Annotated in this window: 13 protein-coding genes; 2 read left to right on the forward strand and 11 right to left on the reverse strand. The window is 71.4% G+C overall.

The features are described from left to right. Positions 1-29 precede the first annotated feature (29 nt). Positions 30-797, reverse strand: coding sequence for a type I methionyl aminopeptidase (gene map / locus ABH941_RS03740; RefSeq protein ID WP_370127094.1), 768 nt, complete (start codon positions 795-797; stop codon positions 30-32). Between the two features lie 75 nt (positions 798-872). Between map and ABH941_RS03745 the strand changes: the two genes are divergently transcribed. Further along, the gene (locus ABH941_RS03745; protein WP_370127095.1) at positions 873-1,148 is read left to right on the forward strand and encodes a helix-turn-helix domain-containing protein; all 276 of its coding nucleotides are present in this window, start codon (positions 873-875) and stop codon (positions 1,146-1,148) included. Positions 1,149-1,250: 102 nt separating this feature from the next. On the opposite strand, the gene ABH941_RS03750 is transcribed toward ABH941_RS03745, so the two are convergent. The 5 genes from ABH941_RS03750 to ABH941_RS03770 form a co-directional block, all read right to left on the reverse strand. After that, the gene (locus ABH941_RS03750) at positions 1,251-1,856 is read right to left on the reverse strand and encodes a dihydrofolate reductase family protein (protein ID WP_370127096.1); all 606 of its coding nucleotides are present in this window, start codon (positions 1,854-1,856) and stop codon (positions 1,251-1,253) included. Between the two features lie 77 nt (positions 1,857-1,933). Further along, positions 1,934-2,896 carry a hypothetical protein gene (locus ABH941_RS03755; protein WP_370127097.1) on the reverse strand — a complete coding sequence of 321 codons (963 nt, stop codon included), beginning with the start codon at positions 2,894-2,896 and terminating at the stop codon, positions 1,934-1,936. Between the two features lie 200 nt (positions 2,897-3,096). Beyond that, positions 3,097-6,516, reverse strand: coding sequence for a discoidin domain-containing protein (locus tag ABH941_RS03760; protein ID WP_370127098.1), 3,420 nt, complete (start codon positions 6,514-6,516; stop codon positions 3,097-3,099). Between the two features lie 234 nt (positions 6,517-6,750). Further along, positions 6,751-7,884: a hypothetical protein gene (locus ABH941_RS03765; RefSeq protein WP_370127099.1), complete on the reverse strand. Its 1,134-nt coding sequence runs from the start codon at positions 7,882-7,884 to the stop codon at positions 6,751-6,753. A gap of 2 nt (positions 7,885-7,886) precedes the next feature. After that, positions 7,887-8,438 carry a SigE family RNA polymerase sigma factor gene (locus ABH941_RS03770; RefSeq protein ID WP_370127100.1) on the reverse strand — a complete coding sequence of 184 codons (552 nt, stop codon included), beginning with the start codon at positions 8,436-8,438 and terminating at the stop codon, positions 7,887-7,889. 251 nt (positions 8,439-8,689) lie between these two features. Between ABH941_RS03770 and ABH941_RS03775 the strand changes: the two genes are divergently transcribed. Continuing rightward, the gene (locus tag ABH941_RS03775; RefSeq protein WP_370127101.1) at positions 8,690-9,724 is read left to right on the forward strand and encodes a LacI family DNA-binding transcriptional regulator; all 1,035 of its coding nucleotides are present in this window, start codon (positions 8,690-8,692) and stop codon (positions 9,722-9,724) included. On the opposite strand, the gene ABH941_RS03780 is transcribed toward ABH941_RS03775, so the two are convergent. The 5 genes from ABH941_RS03780 to ABH941_RS03800 are packed head-to-tail and all read right to left on the reverse strand — an operon-like array spanning position 9,721 to position 15,540. Then, positions 9,721-10,782 carry a LacI family DNA-binding transcriptional regulator gene (locus tag ABH941_RS03780; protein WP_370127102.1) on the reverse strand — a complete coding sequence of 354 codons (1,062 nt, stop codon included), beginning with the start codon at positions 10,780-10,782 and terminating at the stop codon, positions 9,721-9,723. The genes ABH941_RS03775 and ABH941_RS03780 overlap by 4 nt on opposite strands. 40 nt (positions 10,783-10,822) lie before the next feature. Next, positions 10,823-11,845 carry an ABC transporter permease gene (locus ABH941_RS03785; protein WP_370127103.1) on the reverse strand — a complete coding sequence of 341 codons (1,023 nt, stop codon included), beginning with the start codon at positions 11,843-11,845 and terminating at the stop codon, positions 10,823-10,825. Beyond that, entirely contained in the window at positions 11,842-12,807 is a 966-nt protein-coding gene (locus tag ABH941_RS03790) for an ABC transporter permease (protein ID WP_370127104.1), read from the reverse strand. Before ABH941_RS03790 ends, ABH941_RS03785 begins: the two co-directional genes overlap by 4 nt. Continuing rightward, positions 12,804-14,393, reverse strand: a complete 1,590-nt coding sequence (locus ABH941_RS03795) for a sugar ABC transporter ATP-binding protein (protein WP_370127105.1) — start codon at positions 14,391-14,393, stop codon at positions 12,804-12,806. The genes ABH941_RS03790 and ABH941_RS03795 overlap by 4 nt, the downstream gene beginning before the upstream one ends. A 28-nt stretch (positions 14,394-14,421) precedes the next feature. Continuing rightward, on the reverse strand, positions 14,422-15,540 hold the full coding sequence (locus ABH941_RS03800; RefSeq protein ID WP_370127106.1) for an ABC transporter substrate-binding protein: 1,119 nt from the start codon (positions 15,538-15,540) through the stop codon (positions 14,422-14,424). Positions 15,541-15,769 lie beyond the last annotated feature (229 nt).

The following is a 15,769-nucleotide window of genomic DNA, read 5'->3' on the forward strand; positions in this document are numbered from 1 at the left end:
CCTAATGTATATAGGCAAATGATAGGCAATCAGGGCAGGGTGAGGATGCGGGGTCCGGCCTCGGTGACGGCGATGGTGTGCTCGATGTGGGCGGCCCGGCTGCCGTCGACGGTGCGCAGGGTCCAGCCGTCGGGGTCGGTGCGGTAGGCGTTGCGCCCGCCGGCCATGAGCATGGGTTCGATGGCGATGGTGAGGCCGTGGCGCAGCGGGTAGCCGCGGCCGGGGCGTCCGTGGTTGGGGACGTGCGGGTCCTCGTGCATCCGGCGGCCGATGCCGTGGCCGCCGAAGTCGGTCGGCATGCCGCAGCGCGCCCTGCGGGCGACGGTGCTGATGGCGTGGGAGATGTCGCCGATGCGGTGGCCGACCGTGGCCGCGGCGATGCCGGCGTCCAGGGCCCGCTGGGTGGCCGCGATGAGTTCCAGGTCGGCGGGGCGCGGCGTGCCGACGGTGAAGCTGACGGCGGCGTCGCCGGTCCAGCCGTCGAGTTCGGCCCCGCAGTCGATGCTGACCAGGTCGCCGTCGCGGAGCCGGTAGTCGTCCGGGATGCCGTGGTCGACGGCGTCGTTGACGGAGGTGCAGATCACGGCCGGGAAGGGGGTGGGGGCGAAGGGCGGCCGGTAGCCCAGGAACGGCGAGCGCGCCCCGGCTGCGGCCAGTACGGCGCGGGCGGCCTCGTCGAGCTCGCGCAGACGGACACCCACGGCTGCCGTCCCGCGTACGGCTGCGAGCGTGTTGGCCACCACGCGTCCGGCTTCGCGCATGGTCTCCAGCGCCGTGTCGGTTTTGATCTCCACCATGGATCGAGTGCTCCCTGCCTGTGATACGGCGATGCGGTGATGTCCAATACTTATACCGGTATTAGTATCACGGCCATGGTGAGAACTCCGTTGACTCCCGAGGAACGGCAACGCGGCGAGCGCTTCGGCGCACTGCTCCGTCAGGCCCGTGGCGACCGCAGCATGGTGGACGTGGCGGCGGCGGCCGGACTCTCCGCCGAGACCCTGCGAAAGATCGAGACGGGCCGGGCCCCGACCCCCGCCTTCTTCACCGTGGCGGCCCTGGCCTGGGCGCTGAACCTGTCACTGGACGACCTGGCCGCAGCCTGCGCGGTGGAAGCCGCCGCCGAGGGTCCGGCCCTGTCGGCGTGAACGCCGCCGGCGGAAGCGCGGCCAGGTCCGGGCGGCCCCTCGTCGGAGCCCTGGGATCTCGGGGCTCACGTGGGCCCCGCCCAGACAGGTAGCACGAGACAGCTAGTAGCTGTCGTAGCCGGGCTTGCCGGTTGGCCGGTAGACGCCGACGACGGTGCCGCCCTTCGTCGTCGAGACGCTGACCGGCTCCAGCGCGGTGGGGATCGCTCCGTCGGCGAACAGCCGTTTGCCGGTGCCGATGATCACCGGGTGGATGGTCAGCCGGTACTCGTCGACCAGTCCGTGGTGCATGAGGGTCTGAGCGAGGCCGCCGCTGCCGACGACGTTGACGTCGCCGCCGTCGGACGCCTTCAGCCCGCGGACCGCATCGACGGTGTCGCCCTCCAGCAGGGTGGAGTTCTGCCACTCGACGGACGTCAGGGTCCGGGACGCCACATACTTGTGCATGCTGTTCATCCGATCGGTGAACGGGTTGCCGGGATCGGCGGTCGGCCAGTACGACGCGAAGATCTCGTACGTCCTGCGGCCGAGCAGCATCGCGTCGGAGTGCTCGTACCAGCCGGCGATGGCCGTACCGACCTCGTCGTCGGACACCGGTTTCTGCCAGCCGCCGTGCTCGAAGCCGCTCCCGGCGTCCTCGTCCGGGCCGCCCGGCGCCTGCATGACGCCGTCGAGGGTCAGGAACGTGCAAACGATGATCTTGCGCATGGTGTGCTCCCTTCGTCGACGGGTAGACGGTACGACCGCCGGAAACTCATCGACGGAACCTCGGTCACCGACACCGCTCAGTCGCCGTGGGGGCCGCGGAGGCCGCGCCAGACCGGGTGGCCGAGGACTCCGGCGTCGGTGACGTCGAGGTAGTCGACCTCGCCGGTGAGGTCGGGGCGTACGAAGCGGACCGGTTCGGTTCGCGGGAGGGCGGGGCCGGCGGTGAAGGGGGAGCGGTCGGCGCCGAGGCTGCCGAGCAGCCCGGCCAGGGCCTTGCCCTCGGCGTCGGAGAACCCGGCGCCCACCCGGCCGACGTAGCGCAGGTCGGCGCCGTCGCGGACGCCGACCAGCAGCGCCTTGACCGTGGTGCCGACCGGGATCCAGCCGCCGATGGTGATGTCCAGGGACTTGGTGTGCTTGAGCTTCACCCAGTCCTCGGAGCGGACGCCGGGCTGGTACGTCGAGGCCAGGCGTTTGACGACCACGCCCTCCAGGCCCTGCTGCGTGGTCCACTCCAGCGCCGAGTCGGCTTCGCTGCCGGGCCAGGTCGGGGGGACGACGACGCGGTGCCCGGCCAGTGGCAGCGACTCCAGTACCTCGCGCCTGCCCCGGTAGGCGGTCTCCACCAGGGAGCGCCCGTCCAGCCAGAGCACGTCGAACAGCACCAGCGTCACCGGGAAGGTCCGCGCGCCGGTGCGGATCGCCGCGGGGCGGCGCAGCGACATCCGTTCCTGGAGACGGCCGAAGGAGGGGCGGCCGTCGGGGCCGGTGGCGATGATCTCGCCGTCGAAGACCCCGTCGGTCCCGGCCGGCAGCAGTTCCAGCAGCTCGGCGGCCTCCGGGTACCGCTCGGTGGCCTGGTTGGCGTTGCGGGTGAACAGCCGCAGCCCCGCACCGCCGCCGAGGTAGGCGGTGATCCGCACCCCGTCCCACTTCACCTCCACCGCCCATTCCTCCGGGTCGGCGGGAAGCCGCGTGCTCGCGGTGGCGAGCATCGGCCGGATCAGCGGCAGTTCCACGAGCGTACGGGCCAGCACCACGGTGATCAGCGCCTTCAGTGACGGCGGCGGACAAGGCCGGCGGACGGGACGCCGACCGTCACGTGCCGGGGGACCGACGGATCTCTGCCACTGCTGCCCCTGGTCCGGTCATCCGCTGCGATCGGCGCCTATCCACGCTAAGACGGGACCACCTGCGCCGCAGCTCGGAGCGCGGCGCAGGTGGTGGTCTGCAAGGCCGGTCAGGGCGCCGTGTTCGCGGTGACGGTCGTGCTCAGGGTGAGGCTGCCGCTCAACGGCAGGTTGCGGGAGGAGTCGCCGACCAGGAGCTGGTAGCTGCCGGCCGAGGCGGTCCAGCTGCTGGAGGAGGTGCTCCAGGACGCCAGGTCGTGGGCGGTGACGGTGAAGGTGACGGTGCCGGAGGCACCGGGGTTCAGGCTGATCCGCTGGAATCCTTTCAGCTGGTGCGGCGGCTCGCCCGCCGCCGCGGGATCGGACACGTAGAGCTGCGCCACGTCGGCCCCGGCCCGGCTGCCGGCGTTGGTGACCGTCGCGGTGACCGTGGCCTGGCCGTTGGTGAGCGCGCCCACGTTCAGGTTGCTGTAGGAGAAGGAGGTGTAGGACAGGCCGTAGCCGAAGGGGAACAGCGGGGCGACGTTGTTGGCGTCGTACCAGCGGTAGCCGATGTCCATTCCCTCGGAGTACTGCACCGAGCCGTTGACGCCCGGCCACTGGGCGGTCGTGTTGGCGGGGACCGCGGACAGCGAGGTCGGGAAGGTCACCGGCAGGTGGCCGGACGGGTTGGCGTCGCCGAACAGCAGCGCGGCGATTCCCTGGCCCCACTCCTGACCGTCGTAGAAGCCCTCGAAGACGCCCGCGACCTGGTTCAGCCACGGCATCAGGATGGCGGAGTTGTTGTTGAGCACCACGATGGTGCGCGGATTGGCCGCGGCGACCGCCGCGATCAGCGCGTCCTGGTTGTTCGGCAGGTTGAGTGAGGTGTTGTCGGCCTCCTCGTGCCCGTAGTTGTCGCTGGCGAAGACCACCGCGACGGAGGAGGACCTGGCCAGGGCGGCGGCCGCGTTCTGATCCGTTCCGTCGTTGTAGGTGACGGTGGTGCCGGTGCCGGCCAGCCGGTCCTGGATGCCGATGATCGGGGTGTAGGTGCCGGGGCTGGTGACGGTCCCGCTGCCGCCGCCGATGGTCTGGGCGCCCGGGCCGGCGTCCTGGCCGATCACCGCGACCGACGCGAGGCCGGCCGTGTTCAGCGGCAGGGCGCCGTTGTTCTTCAGCAGGACGGTGCCCTCCTCGACGCCCTGCAGGGCGACCAGCGCGTGCGCGTGGCTGGTGACGATGGCGGTGGTGCTGCCGGAGGGCGCCTTGTCGAACAGCCCGAAGCGGAACATCTGGGTGAGCACCCGGGAGACCATGGTGTCCACGGTGGCCTGGCTGACCGTGCCCGCCTGGACCGCCTGGACCAGGAAGTCGGCGTAGTAGTAGCCGCCGGGCATCTCCACGGTCATCCCGGAGTTCGCCGACTCGACGGTGGAGTGGGCGCCGCCCCAGTCCGAGGCGACGAAGCCGGTGAAACCGGCCTGCTGGTAGAGCCCCTGGTTGAGGATGGACGGGTTCTGGCAGGAGGGGACGTTGTTGACATTGCTGTACGCGCACATCACCGCGGCCGCGCCGCCCTGCTTGATGGCGGTCTGGAACGCCGGCAGGTAGATCTCCTGCAGCGTCCGGGGGTCGACCACGATGGTGCCGGCCGGCTGCTCGATGTTGTACGCCGCCGCGTGCTTGACCATGGCCATCACGCCCTGGCTCTGGATGCCCTGGACGTCGGCCGCGCCCATCTGCCCGGACAGGTAGGGGTCCTCGCCGAAGGTCTCGAAGGAGCGGCCCCAGCGCGGGTCGCGCACCATGTTGACGGTCGGGCCGAGGGCGACGTCCACGCCCTTGGCGGCGAACTCCTGGCCGATGGCGGAGCCGTACTGCTGCTCGTAGGTGGGATCGAAGGTCGCGGCCGAGACCAGTCCTGAGGGCATCTGGGTGACTCCGCCGAGGCCGTCGCCGACTCCGGCCGGGCCGTCCTGCATCGTCAGGTCGGGGATGCAGAGCGACGGGTCGCCGACGACCTTGCCGATGTAGTCGGGCGAGTTGGTGCCGTGCAGCATGGCGACCTTCTGAGCCAGCGTCATCTGTCCCATCAGCTGGGCGACGCGGGTGCTGGTCGCGGCGGCGGAGTTGATCCAGGGGCAGCTGCCCGGAGCCGGTTTCGGCGCGGGCGGCGGCATGGTCGCGGTCACGCCGCCGACGGTGTAGACCTCGAACTCCCAGAGGGCGTAGCCGTATCCGGTGGCGCGCCCGGTGCCGTACATGCGGATGTAGCGGCCGGTGCCGGAGGCGGTCACGGTCTGGTTCCCGCCGGTGCCGGTGGTGGTGGAGTAGATCGGGGTCCAGGTGGTGCCGTCGTTGGACAGCTGGATCTGGAACGCGGTCGCATAGGCGTTCTCCCACTTCAGCACCACCTGGCAGACCGGCAGGGCCGCGCCGAGGTCGACCTGCAGCCACTGCGGGTCCGCGTAGGCGCTGCCCCAGCGGGTCACCGTGCTGCCGTCCACGGCGAGGGCGGCGGAGTACCCCGGGTTGTTGTCCTGGACCGAGGAGGCGGTGGCCGGGTGGTCCACCGCGGCGTTGTTCGTTCCGCAGCCGCCGGTGCCGCCGCCGGTGCCGCTGCCGCCGGTGAAGACCTGGAACTCCCAGAGGGAGTAGCCGTATCCGGTGGCTCTGGCGGTGCCGTACATGCGGATGTAGCGGCCGGTGCCGGAGGCGGTCAGGGTCTGGGTTCCGCCGGTGCCGGTGGTGGTGGAGTAGACCGGGGTCCAGGTGGTGCCGTCGGTGGACAGCTGGATCTGGAACGCGGTCGCATAGGCCGTCTCCCAGTTCAGGACCACCTGGCAGACCGGCACGCCGGCGCCCAGGTCGACCTGGAGCCACTGGGGGTCGGCGGCCGCACTGGACCAGCGGGTGCCGGTGTTGCCGTCGACCGCGGCGGCGGCCGGGGTGCCGGCGTTCTCCGTCGAGGAGGCGGTGGCCGGCTGGTTGAGCGCCGCGTTGGTGGTGCCGCAGGTCGCCCCGCCGCCGCCGGTCAGGGAGCCGTAGACCTGGAACTCCCAGAGGGAGTAGCCGTATCCGGTGGCTCTGGCGGTGCCGTACATGCGGACGTAGCGGCCGGTGCCGGAGACGGTCAGGGTCTGGGTTCCGCCGGTGCCGGTGGTCGTGGTGTAGATCGGGGACCAGGTGGTGCCGTCGTTGGAGACCTGGATCTGGAAGCCGGTCGCGTAGGCCGCCTCCCACTGCAGGACGACCTGCGTGACCGTCGCGTTCGCGCCCAGGTCGACCTGGAGCCACTGGGGGTCCGCGAAGGCGCTGGACCAGCGGGTGCCGGTGTTGCCGTCGACCGCCGCGGACGCCGGGGTCCCGGCGTTCTCGACGGACGAGGCGGTGGCTGGCTTGCCCTGCGACAGCAGCGAGGCCGCAGCACGGGCCGGCCCGGCGGAACCGAACAGCGAGGCGACCAGTGCCAGGACGGCGAGGGGGACGGCCCACGCGGAGCGGAGCGTTCGGGCGGAGCGGGGTCTGACCCGTTGACTGGCGTACATGAGTCTTCCTCACGGGGTGGGATGGGGAAGCAAGGGCATGGGGAACCGAGGTCCGTGGTCGTGGCAGGCCACTGACGAGACGTCAGAGAGCGCTCTCTAGCTGCGAAGTGAACACTCATGCCCTGGACGCGTCAAGGTGCGCGGGCAAGTTCCGGTACCCCGGGCCTGTCCGGCCCGGGGTACCGGTGCACAGCGGTACCGCCGTACCGCTGTGCTGCTCGTGTCGGCCGGGTGTCAGCCGATGCTGAAGAACGGTGCGTCGCCCCGCACGCCGAGTTGCGGCGCTGCAGTGCTGCCTCCGTTCTGGGCGAGGCCGCCGGTGGCGGCAATCATGGACACCTGACCGCGCTTGAGGCAGGAGTCGAGGGTCGCGGGCACGATCAGCCGGGTGCGCAGCGTCAGGCTCTGGCCCGCGCCGAGGCCGACCGTTTCGAGGCTCGGCCAGCCGCTGCTGAGCGAGACATTGCGCCAGCCGGTGCCGTCCCACCACTGAGCGGTGGCGAAGGGGGCGAACGTGCAGTTCGACGTGGATCCGCCGGCGTTGAGGTACAGACCCACCGCGCTGTAGTCCGCCGTGGTGATGTTGCTCAGCGTGAAGTCGAACTCCGCCGAGGTGGTTCCGGGAGTCACCGAGGCGGGGCCGGTCCCGGTCAGTCTCGGGGTGGCCAGGGGCAGCGCCTGCGACCGGGTGACTGGCGCGGAGCCGCCGGTGAGCCGGACCGCGAAGTCGACGGACTCCACGCCGACCGGGGTCACCCGGAGGTGTTCCTGCACGTCGGCCCGGGCCGGCAGGGCCAGCTGGTACGTCGCCGTGTCGGCGGCGGTCCCGGATGCCGACCCCGTGCTGGTGTAGCTGACCGGCACCGTGACCCAGGCGCCGCCGGGGCCGTCCTGTCGCTGCACGATCCCGCGCTCGAGCGGCGTGGTGGACGACGGTGCACCGGACGCCGGCCTGCCCAGGTCCAGGGTCACCGTCTCGGTGCGGGCGGGGCCGGGGTTGGTGACGGTGAAGCCCACCTGGTTGGCGGTGGCCTTGGCCAGCGCGGTCGGCAGTTGCAGGGACAGCGTCGGCGCGGCGTCGCTCGACCCGGCGCTGCGGCTCGGCGTCGGGCTCGGATCCGGGCTCGGTCGACCGCTGGAGCTGACGACGGGAGAGGCAGGAGCGGGCCCGCCTCCGGACCGGCTCACGGCCAGCGCGGTGCCGATCCCGCCGGCCAGAAGTACCGCCGACAGTGCCGACACGGCCAGCCGGCGGCGCAGGGTGCGCTGGGCTCCGCGCCGCCGGGCGGCGTCCGGACCGTGGGGACGGGCGGCTGCGCCCGCCGAGGTGGCTATGGCGGACAGGAGGTTGTCGAAGTCCTCGGGCACGGCTAGATCTCCTTCCCGGTGCTGGGCCGCGAGGCGGCGCCCTGGTCGGTGCGGCGGGCCGCTGCGGTTTCGGGGTACTCGTTCAGATGCGGAGCCAGCGCTTTGCGGCCGCGGGAGAGCCGGGCCTTGACCGTTCCGGCCGGGACACCGCTCTGGGCGGCTATCTCCTCCACGGACAGACCGACCAGGTGGTACAGGACGATCGACTCGCGCTGGTCGGCGGAGATCCGCCGAAGCGCGGCCACCAGGGCCAGGTGATCCGGGTTCAGCCCCTGCACCACGGCCTGCCCGCGTTCGCGGCGGTGCGCCGAGAGCCGGTTCACGGTCTTGCGCCAGGACGAGACGCTGAGCCGGTAGGCGACGGTGCGCACCCAGGCCTCGGGCGCGCCGTGTCTGCTGACCCTGGCCCAGCGCTGCCAGGCGCGCGCATAGGCCTCCTGGACGCAGTCCTCGGCCTCGGTCATGCTGCCGGTCATCGCATACAACTGACCGACCATCCGCCGGTACGTCGCGGCGTAGAACCCGTCGAAGTCCATACTGGGCTCGTCCTTCACCGCGCCTCCCCTCCTGCTCGTGCATCCGGCAGCGCTCCCCGGCACTGCTGGAGTGTTCACGCGTGGCAACGCGCCCCAGTTGCATCCTCGGCCCCGAAAAAGTGATTCGGCGGCGCCGGTCCGCGCCGGGGGCTGCGGTGGTTGTTCTCCCCCTGATGTGTGGAGTTGCGGAACTGCCGCTATTCTCACGTTGAAACGGCGCGATGGAGGGCTCGAGGAGCCCGCCCGCCGAGGGTGACGGGGGTGAGTCCATGGCGGCGAGGACCGGCGGCTCCGCGGTACCGCGGCTCAAGGACGTCGCCGAGGCCGCAGGGGTCTCGGTGAAGACGGTCTCGAACGTGGTCAACGGCTCCGTCCAGGTGGCCGAGGACACCCGGGCCCGGGTGCAGCAGGCCATCGACGAGCTGGGCTACCACCCGAATGTGATGGCCCGTCGGCTGCGCACCGGGCGCAGCGGCGTCATCGCCCTGGCCTTCCCCGAGCTGCCTTCGCCCTACTTCGCGGAGCTCGCGGTCGAGGTGACCGCGGCGGCCCGCCGGCACGGCTGCACGGTGCTGATGGACGACACCGGCGGTGATCCGGTCGCGGAGCTGCGCATCGCCTCCGGGCTCGGCGACCCCATGATCGACGGGGTGATCCTCAGCCCGCTCGGGCTGGACCAGGCGGAGCTGGTGGACCGGGAGCGCCCGATCCCGCTGGTGCTGCTCGGCGAGGCGGACCTCGGCCCGGTCGCGGACCGGGTGCACATCGACAATGTGTCCGCGGCCCGGGACGCGACACAGCACCTGGTCGACCAGGGCTACCGCCGGATCGGCGCCATCGGCTGGCAGGACCCCTCCCCGCGGGCGACGGCGCAGCAGCGGCTGCAGGGCTACGCCGAGGCGCTGGAAGGCGCCGGCCTGCAGCTCGATCCCGCGCTCTACCCGCCGGTGCGCTCCTACTTCCGCCCCGACGGCGCCGCGGCGATGCGGCGGCTGCTGAAGCTGCCCGAGCGTCCGGACGCCGTCTTCTGCTTCAACGACCTGCTGGCGCTGGGCGCGATGCGCGCGGTGCACGAGGCGGGGCTGCGGATACCGGAGGACATCGCGCTGGTCGGGTTCGACGACGTGGAGGAGGCCGAGTACGCGATCCCGTCGCTGACCACCATCGCCCCGGACAAGGCGAAGATCGCCGAACTGGCCGTCAGCCTGCTGCTGCAGCGGATTGTGCACGGCGACAGCGCCCCCAGCCAGTTCCTGGTCCCGGGCTACCGCCTGGTGGTCCGCGAGAGCAGCCGGCGCCGCTAGCGGGTGCCCGTCGTTCGCGGCGGCGGGCCCGGCCGACCAGGGCGGCCGGCGGTGGACTCCCGGACCACGAGCCGGTGACCGGGCCGGATCCGGCGCGGCGGCGGCTCGGGGTCCGCGCCGGCGGTGGCGATGCGTTCCAGCAGGCAGTCCACCGCGATCCGGGCGATGCCCCGCTTGTCGGGCGCGACGGTCGTCAGCGAGACCGCGGCGTAGCGGCCTTCCTCGACATCGTCGAAACCCACCACCGCGATGTCCTCGGGCACCCGCAGCCCGCGCTCCGAGAGCACCCGCATCGCGCCGAGGGCCACCAGGTCGTTGTAGGCGAACACGGCGTCGATCCGCTCGCCCCGGTCCAGCAGGGCGGCCATCGCGGTGGCGCCGTCGTGCCGGTCGTAGCCGTCGGTGGCGGCGACCAGGGCGTCGCGGGCGATGCCGCCGGAGGCGGTGATCTCCTGGCGCCAGCCGCTCAGTCGCAGATGGGCGGGTTGCCGCGCGCTCTCCTGGCGGGCGCCGAGGAAGGCGATGCGGGTGCGGCCCAGGTCCAGCAGGTGCCGGACCGCCGCGCGGGCGGCCGTGACGTTGTCGATGGCGATGTGGTCGTACGGCGCGTCGTACTCCCGTTCGCCGAGGAGCACCATCGGCGGCCCGGCGGTGCGGGCGAGCAGGTCCTCCGACTCCAGCTGGATCGGGCTGAGGATGAGCCCGTCGATGACGTGCGCGCGGAAGCCCTGGGACACCAGGGCCTCCTTCTCCCGCAGCCCGGCGGTGTGGTCCAGCAGGACGGTCTGCTCATGCCGTGCGGCGGCGTCGATGACGGCCCCGGCGACCTCGGCGAAGTAGGGGTTGCCCAGCTCGGGGACGGCCAGCGCGATGATGCCGGTCCGCCCCTTGCGCAGATGACGCGCCATCAGGTTGGGCCGGTAGCCCAGCTCGTCGATCGCGTGCTGGACCCGGGCCCGGGTCCCCGGCGTCACATGGGGATAGTCGTTGACCACGTTCGAGACAGTCTTCACGGACACGCCGGCACGGAGCGCGACGTCCTTCAGGCTGACGCCCACGGCACTCTTTCCGGAACGGGATTCTTGGCGGGCCGACGGATCAGGACAGCTGCTGGGTTCTGCTGAGCAGCGTCTGCAGCAGCACGACCAGGGCCAGGAAAGCGCCGTTGACGGTGTCGGTGAACGCCGATCCGTACTGGGAGACGTAGTGGTCGATCAGGTTGTGGATGACCGCGAGCAGCAGCACGCCGCTGACGGTGCCGCCGACGGAGCCGCTGCCGCCGCTGAGCAGGGTCCCGCCGATGACGACGGCGGAGATGGCGGTGAGCTCGTAGCCGACGCCGATGGTGGTCACCCCGGACCCCAGCCGGGCGCTGCCCAGCGCTCCGGCGGTGGCGGCCAGGGTTCCGGAGAGCAGGTAGACCAGGACCTTGGCGCGGGCCACCGGAAGGCCCATGAGCAGGGCGGCGTTCTCGTTGCCGCCCAGTGCGGTGACGGTGGCGCCGAAGCGGGTGCGGGTCAGCAGCAGCCCGCCGAGCGCGAACAGGACGGCCACCAGGACCACCGGCGTCCAGACGCCCGCGCCGAGGTCGCGGAACCAGGACCCGGCCGGGACCAGGTAGGTGGTGACGCCCTCGTGGGTGACCGCCTGCAGCAGTCCGCGCGCGCCGAGCAGCCCGGCGAGGGTGACGATGAAGGGCGCCATCCCGGCGCGCGCGATGAGCAGGCCCTGGACGGTACCCCAGGCCGCGCCGACCGCGAGCGGCAGCAGGACCGCCAGCCAGGCTCCGCCGGTCTGCGCGCCGTAGGCGGCGAGGACGCCGCCGAGCGCGTACAGGGAGCCGACGGACAGGTCGATGCCGCCGGTGATGATCACGAAGGTCATGCCGAGGGCGAGCAGCCAGACGAAGGCGTTGTTGCCGAGGATGCTGCTGATGTTGGACCAGGTGGGGAAGGTCGCGGAGGTGGCCGAGGCGACGACGGCGACCAGCAGCAGCACCGCGAGCGCGCCCCGGCGCTGGACCTGCGCCGCGAGCCGCTCGCGCAGCGGCGGCCGGGTGCCGGCACGGGTCGCACCGGGGGCGGCGGACAGCGCGGTCGAGGGGAGGAAGGTCGGGCTCATCGGGTACCACGCTCCTGCGAGGCGTACACGGCGCAGCAGATGATGGCCGCCTCGACGATCTGGGTGTACGAGTTGGGCACGTTGTGCTGGGTGAGCACGGCGGTGATCAGCTGCATGAAGAGCGCTCCGGCCACGGTGCCGAGCACCCGGACCCGGCCCCCGGTCAGCGGGGTTCCGCCGACGACCACCGCCGTGATCGCGTTGAGCTCCATGCTCAGCCCCTGGTTGGCCGGGTCGGCCTCGGCGCCGTGGCCGACGATCATCACTCCGGCGAGGGCGGCCAGCACACCTGACACCAGGTAGACGGTCAGCAGCACCCGGCGCACCGGGAGCCCCGCCAGTCGGCTCGCCTGCCGGTTGTCGCCGATCGCGACGAGCCGGCGTCCAAAGGTGGTGCGCCGCATGACGAGGCCGACGACCAGGGCGCAGAGCCCGGCGATCCAGGCCATCAGCGGGATGCCGCCGAAGCTGTCGGAGCCCAGGCCGAGTAGCGCCGGGTCGGTGACCGGTTTGGCCGAGTCGCCGTTGACGATCTCGGCCAGTCCGCGCACGCCGATCATCAGCGAGAGCGTCGCCACGATCGGCTGCACCCGGGCGAACGCCACCATCGCCCCGCCGACCGCTCCGGAGAGCGCGCCCAGGACCAGGGCGAGCGGCAGCGCGACCACGAGTCCGTACCCGAGGTAGAGCGGCACGACCGCGGCGGCGAGCGCGACGACGGCGCCGACCGAGAGGTCGATGCCCTCGGTGCCGATGACCAGGGCCATGCCGAGCGCCACCAGCAGCGTGGGGGCGACCTGGAACAGCTGGATGCGGACGTTGCCTGCGGACACGAAGCCGGAGTCCAGTGCGACGGCGACCAGGAAGAGGGCGGCCAGGGCGGCGTAGACGCCGTACTCCTGAAGCAGTCTCAGCAGTTTGTCGCGGTCGCGGATCGCGTCGGTCCACGCGAGGGTGCTCATGCGGTGGGCTCCTTCCCGTGGTCACGGGCGTCGGCGTCCTGGACACCTGCGTCCTGGGCCAGCACGCCGAGCAGTGTGTCCTCGCTGACCTGCTCGCCTTCCAGCTCGCCGACGACGCGGCCGTCCTTGAGGACCACCACCCGGTCCGAGCCCTCGATCAGTTCCTCCAGCTCGGAGGAGATCAGCAGCACGCCGAGCCCGTCCTCGGCCAGTTCGTTGATCAGCGCCTGCACCTCGGCCTTGGCCCCGACGTCGATCCCACGGGTGGGCTCGTCCAGCAGCAGGACTTTGGGCTGCAGGCAGAGCCAGCGGGCCAGCAGCACCTTCTGCTGGTTGCCGCCGGACAGGTCGCTGACCCTCTGGTCCGGGCCGGAGGCCTTGATCCGAAGCCGATCCATGAAGAAGCGGACCAGCTCGTCCTGTCTGGCCCGGGAGACCAGACCGGCCCGGGAGAGCGTGGGCAGCGCGGCGAGTGAGATGTTCTCGCGCACCGACAGGTTCGGGATGATCCCCTCGGTCTTGCGGTCCTCGGCCAGCATGACGACACCGGCCCGCATCGCGGCGGCGGGGCTGCGGCGGTGCAGCCGCACGCCGCCGACCTCCACCGAGCCGCTGTCGGTCGCCAGTGCGCCGGTGATCGCCTTGGCGGTCTCACTGCGCCCCGCGCCCAGCAGACCGCCGAGGCCGACGACCTCGCCGGGCCGGATGTCCAGGGAGACCTGGTGCAGGCGGTGACGCAGACTCAGCCCCGTCGCCCTGAGCGCGGGCCGGGTGTCGCTGGTGGCGCGGGTGCGGTCAGCGTCGAAGGCGGTGGCGCCCTCCTCCCGTACCGCGGACATCTCCCGGCCGAGCATCAGCGAGATCAGCTGCAACCGCTGCAGACCGGCGATCGGGCCGGTGTGCACGACCGCGCCGTCGCGCATGACGGTGACCCGGTCGCAGACGGCGTAGAGCTCGTCCAGCCGGTGGCTGACGTAGACGACGGCGATGCCCTGGGCCTTCAGGCCACGGATCACCTCGAACAGGGTGTCCACCTCGCGGGGCTCCAGGGACGAGGTCGGCTCGTCCATGATCACCACCCGGGCGTCCACCTGCACCGCGCGGGCGAGTGCCACCATCTGCTGCGCGCCCAGCCCCAGCGTGCGCAGCGGCCGAGTGACGTCGGCGCCGACGCCGAAGCGGCGCAGCTCCTGGGCCGCCTGACGGTTCATCCGGCGCACGTCGACCAGCCCGAGGCGGCGTGGTTCGCGGCCGAGGTAGAGGTTGCGGGCGACCGACATCAGCGGCACCAGGTTGACCTCCTGGTAGATCGTCGATATCCCGGCCGCCTGCGCCTCCAGCGGATTGCGGAACTCCCGCTCCGCGCCGGCGAAACGGACCCGGCCCGCGTCGGGACGGTGGACCCCGGTCACCACCTTGATCAGGGTGGACTTGCCGGCGCCGTTCTCACCGACCAGCGCGTGCACCTCGCCCTGCCCCAGCGCGAAGTCCACGCCGCGCAGGGCGTGGACGCCCGCGAAGCTCTTGTCGACCCCCGCGACCTCCAGGACGGAGGCGGGCTCGGGGTCCGTGGCCTGTTGGACCAAGGTAGTCCTCCTCGTACGGCAGCGTGCGTCAGTAGACGAGCCCCTGGGCCAGCGCCTGCTGTGCGTTGGCGCTGGTGAAGTGGCTGTCCTTGATGATCACCTTGGGCTGCACGCCGGTGCTGCCGAAGAAGTCCTTGAGCGACTGGAACGCGAGCGGGCCGAAGCGCGGGTTGGTCTCGATGTCCGCGACCAGCTGTCCGGTGGCCACGTCCTGGACCGCCTGCTGGATTCCGTCGATGGAGACGATCTTGATGTCCTTGCCCGGGGTCTTCCCGGCGGATTTGATGGCCTGGATCACTCCCAGCGCCATGGCGTCGTTCTCGGCGTACACGGCGTTGATCCCGGGGTGCGCCTGGAGCAGCTGCTCCATCACCTTCTGGCCGTCGGTCTGGTCGAAGTTGCCGGTCTGCGAGGCGACCACGGTCATGCCGGGGTACTTGGAGCCGACCTGGTCGGTGAAGCCCTTGGTGCGGTCGGCCGAGACGTTGTTGCCCGGCGTGCCCTGCAGGATCGCCACTTGCGCCTTGCTGCCGGTGGCGCCGGCCAGGTCGTCGGCGGCTGTCTGCGCCTGGCCGTAGAAGTCGGAGCCGATGAAGGCGATGAAGTCGGAGCAGGCGGTGCCGGTGACGGTGCGGTCGATGGTGAGCACCGGGATCTTCTTGGCCTTGGCCTGGGCGAGGGCGGGCCCGAGGCCGTCGGAGTTCTCCGGGGCCACGATCAGCACCTTGGCGCCCTGCGCGATCATGTCCTCGATCTGCGAGTTCTGCGCGTTCACATCGGCGTTGGCATTGCGCTCGATGAGCTTGACGCCGAGCCGCTTGGCCTCGTCCTCGATGCTCCTGGTCTCGGTGGCGCGGAAGGGATTGCTGGTCGACTCGGACTGCGAGAAGCCCACGACTGTTTTGCCGTCGGTGACGTCCAGCTGCGGAACACCCCCGGCGTACGTCTGGTGGGTGCAACCGGGGCCGGCCGCCGAGCCGGACGGCGACACCACCTGCTGGGCGTCGGCCGTACCGGCGGTCGTGGGCCCGGTCGATGACGAAGCAGAGGTCGTGGAGCCTGAGTTGGTGCATGCAGTCACTGCCAGGAACAGACCGGTCGTGACGACTGCCGCGGTCACGGTTCTGGTTCGGGGAGAGGTGTTCATGCGCGCCGATCACATCCTCGGGAGAAGGGTGGAAGGAGGAAGGGGCGATGGATTTCCAACGATGTAGAGGACAGTGGGCCATGGACAGACAAACTGTCAAGACTCTGTGTCGGAAACGTTTTCGCGTGGCGCATCGGTAGCTCCGTCGGCCTGACGAGTTGTCCGGGACGCCGTCTTCCGATGACATCTCAAAAACCTTGCTGAGCAGGGAGGTTGTGGCTCGCAGCGG

The organism is Streptacidiphilus sp. EB103A (genome assembly GCF_041261405.1).
Classification (GTDB): Bacteria; Actinomycetota; Actinomycetes; order Streptomycetales; family Streptomycetaceae; genus Streptacidiphilus.

Excerpts from the sequence above, each read along its gene's own strand:
- ABH941_RS03775 (WP_370127101.1), top strand. The coding sequence starts at position 8,690 with ATGGCGGCGAGGACCGGCGGCTCCGCGGTACCGCGGCTCAAGGACGTC.
- ABH941_RS03790 (WP_370127104.1), bottom strand. The coding sequence starts at position 12,807 with ATGAGCACCCTCGCGTGGACCGACGCGATCCGCGACCGCGACAAACTG.
- ABH941_RS03785 (WP_370127103.1), bottom strand. The coding sequence starts at position 11,845 with ATGAGCCCGACCTTCCTCCCCTCGACCGCGCTGTCCGCCGCCCCCGGT.
- ABH941_RS03750 (WP_370127096.1), bottom strand. The coding sequence starts at position 1,856 with ATGCGCAAGATCATCGTTTGCACGTTCCTGACCCTCGACGGCGTCATG.
- map (WP_370127094.1), bottom strand. The coding sequence starts at position 797 with ATGGTGGAGATCAAAACCGACACGGCGCTGGAGACCATGCGCGAAGCC.
- ABH941_RS03745 (WP_370127095.1), top strand. The coding sequence starts at position 873 with ATGGTGAGAACTCCGTTGACTCCCGAGGAACGGCAACGCGGCGAGCGC.
- ABH941_RS03800 (WP_370127106.1), bottom strand. The coding sequence starts at position 15,540 with ATGAACACCTCTCCCCGAACCAGAACCGTGACCGCGGCAGTCGTCACG.
- ABH941_RS03760 (WP_370127098.1), bottom strand. The coding sequence starts at position 6,516 with ATGTACGCCAGTCAACGGGTCAGACCCCGCTCCGCCCGAACGCTCCGC.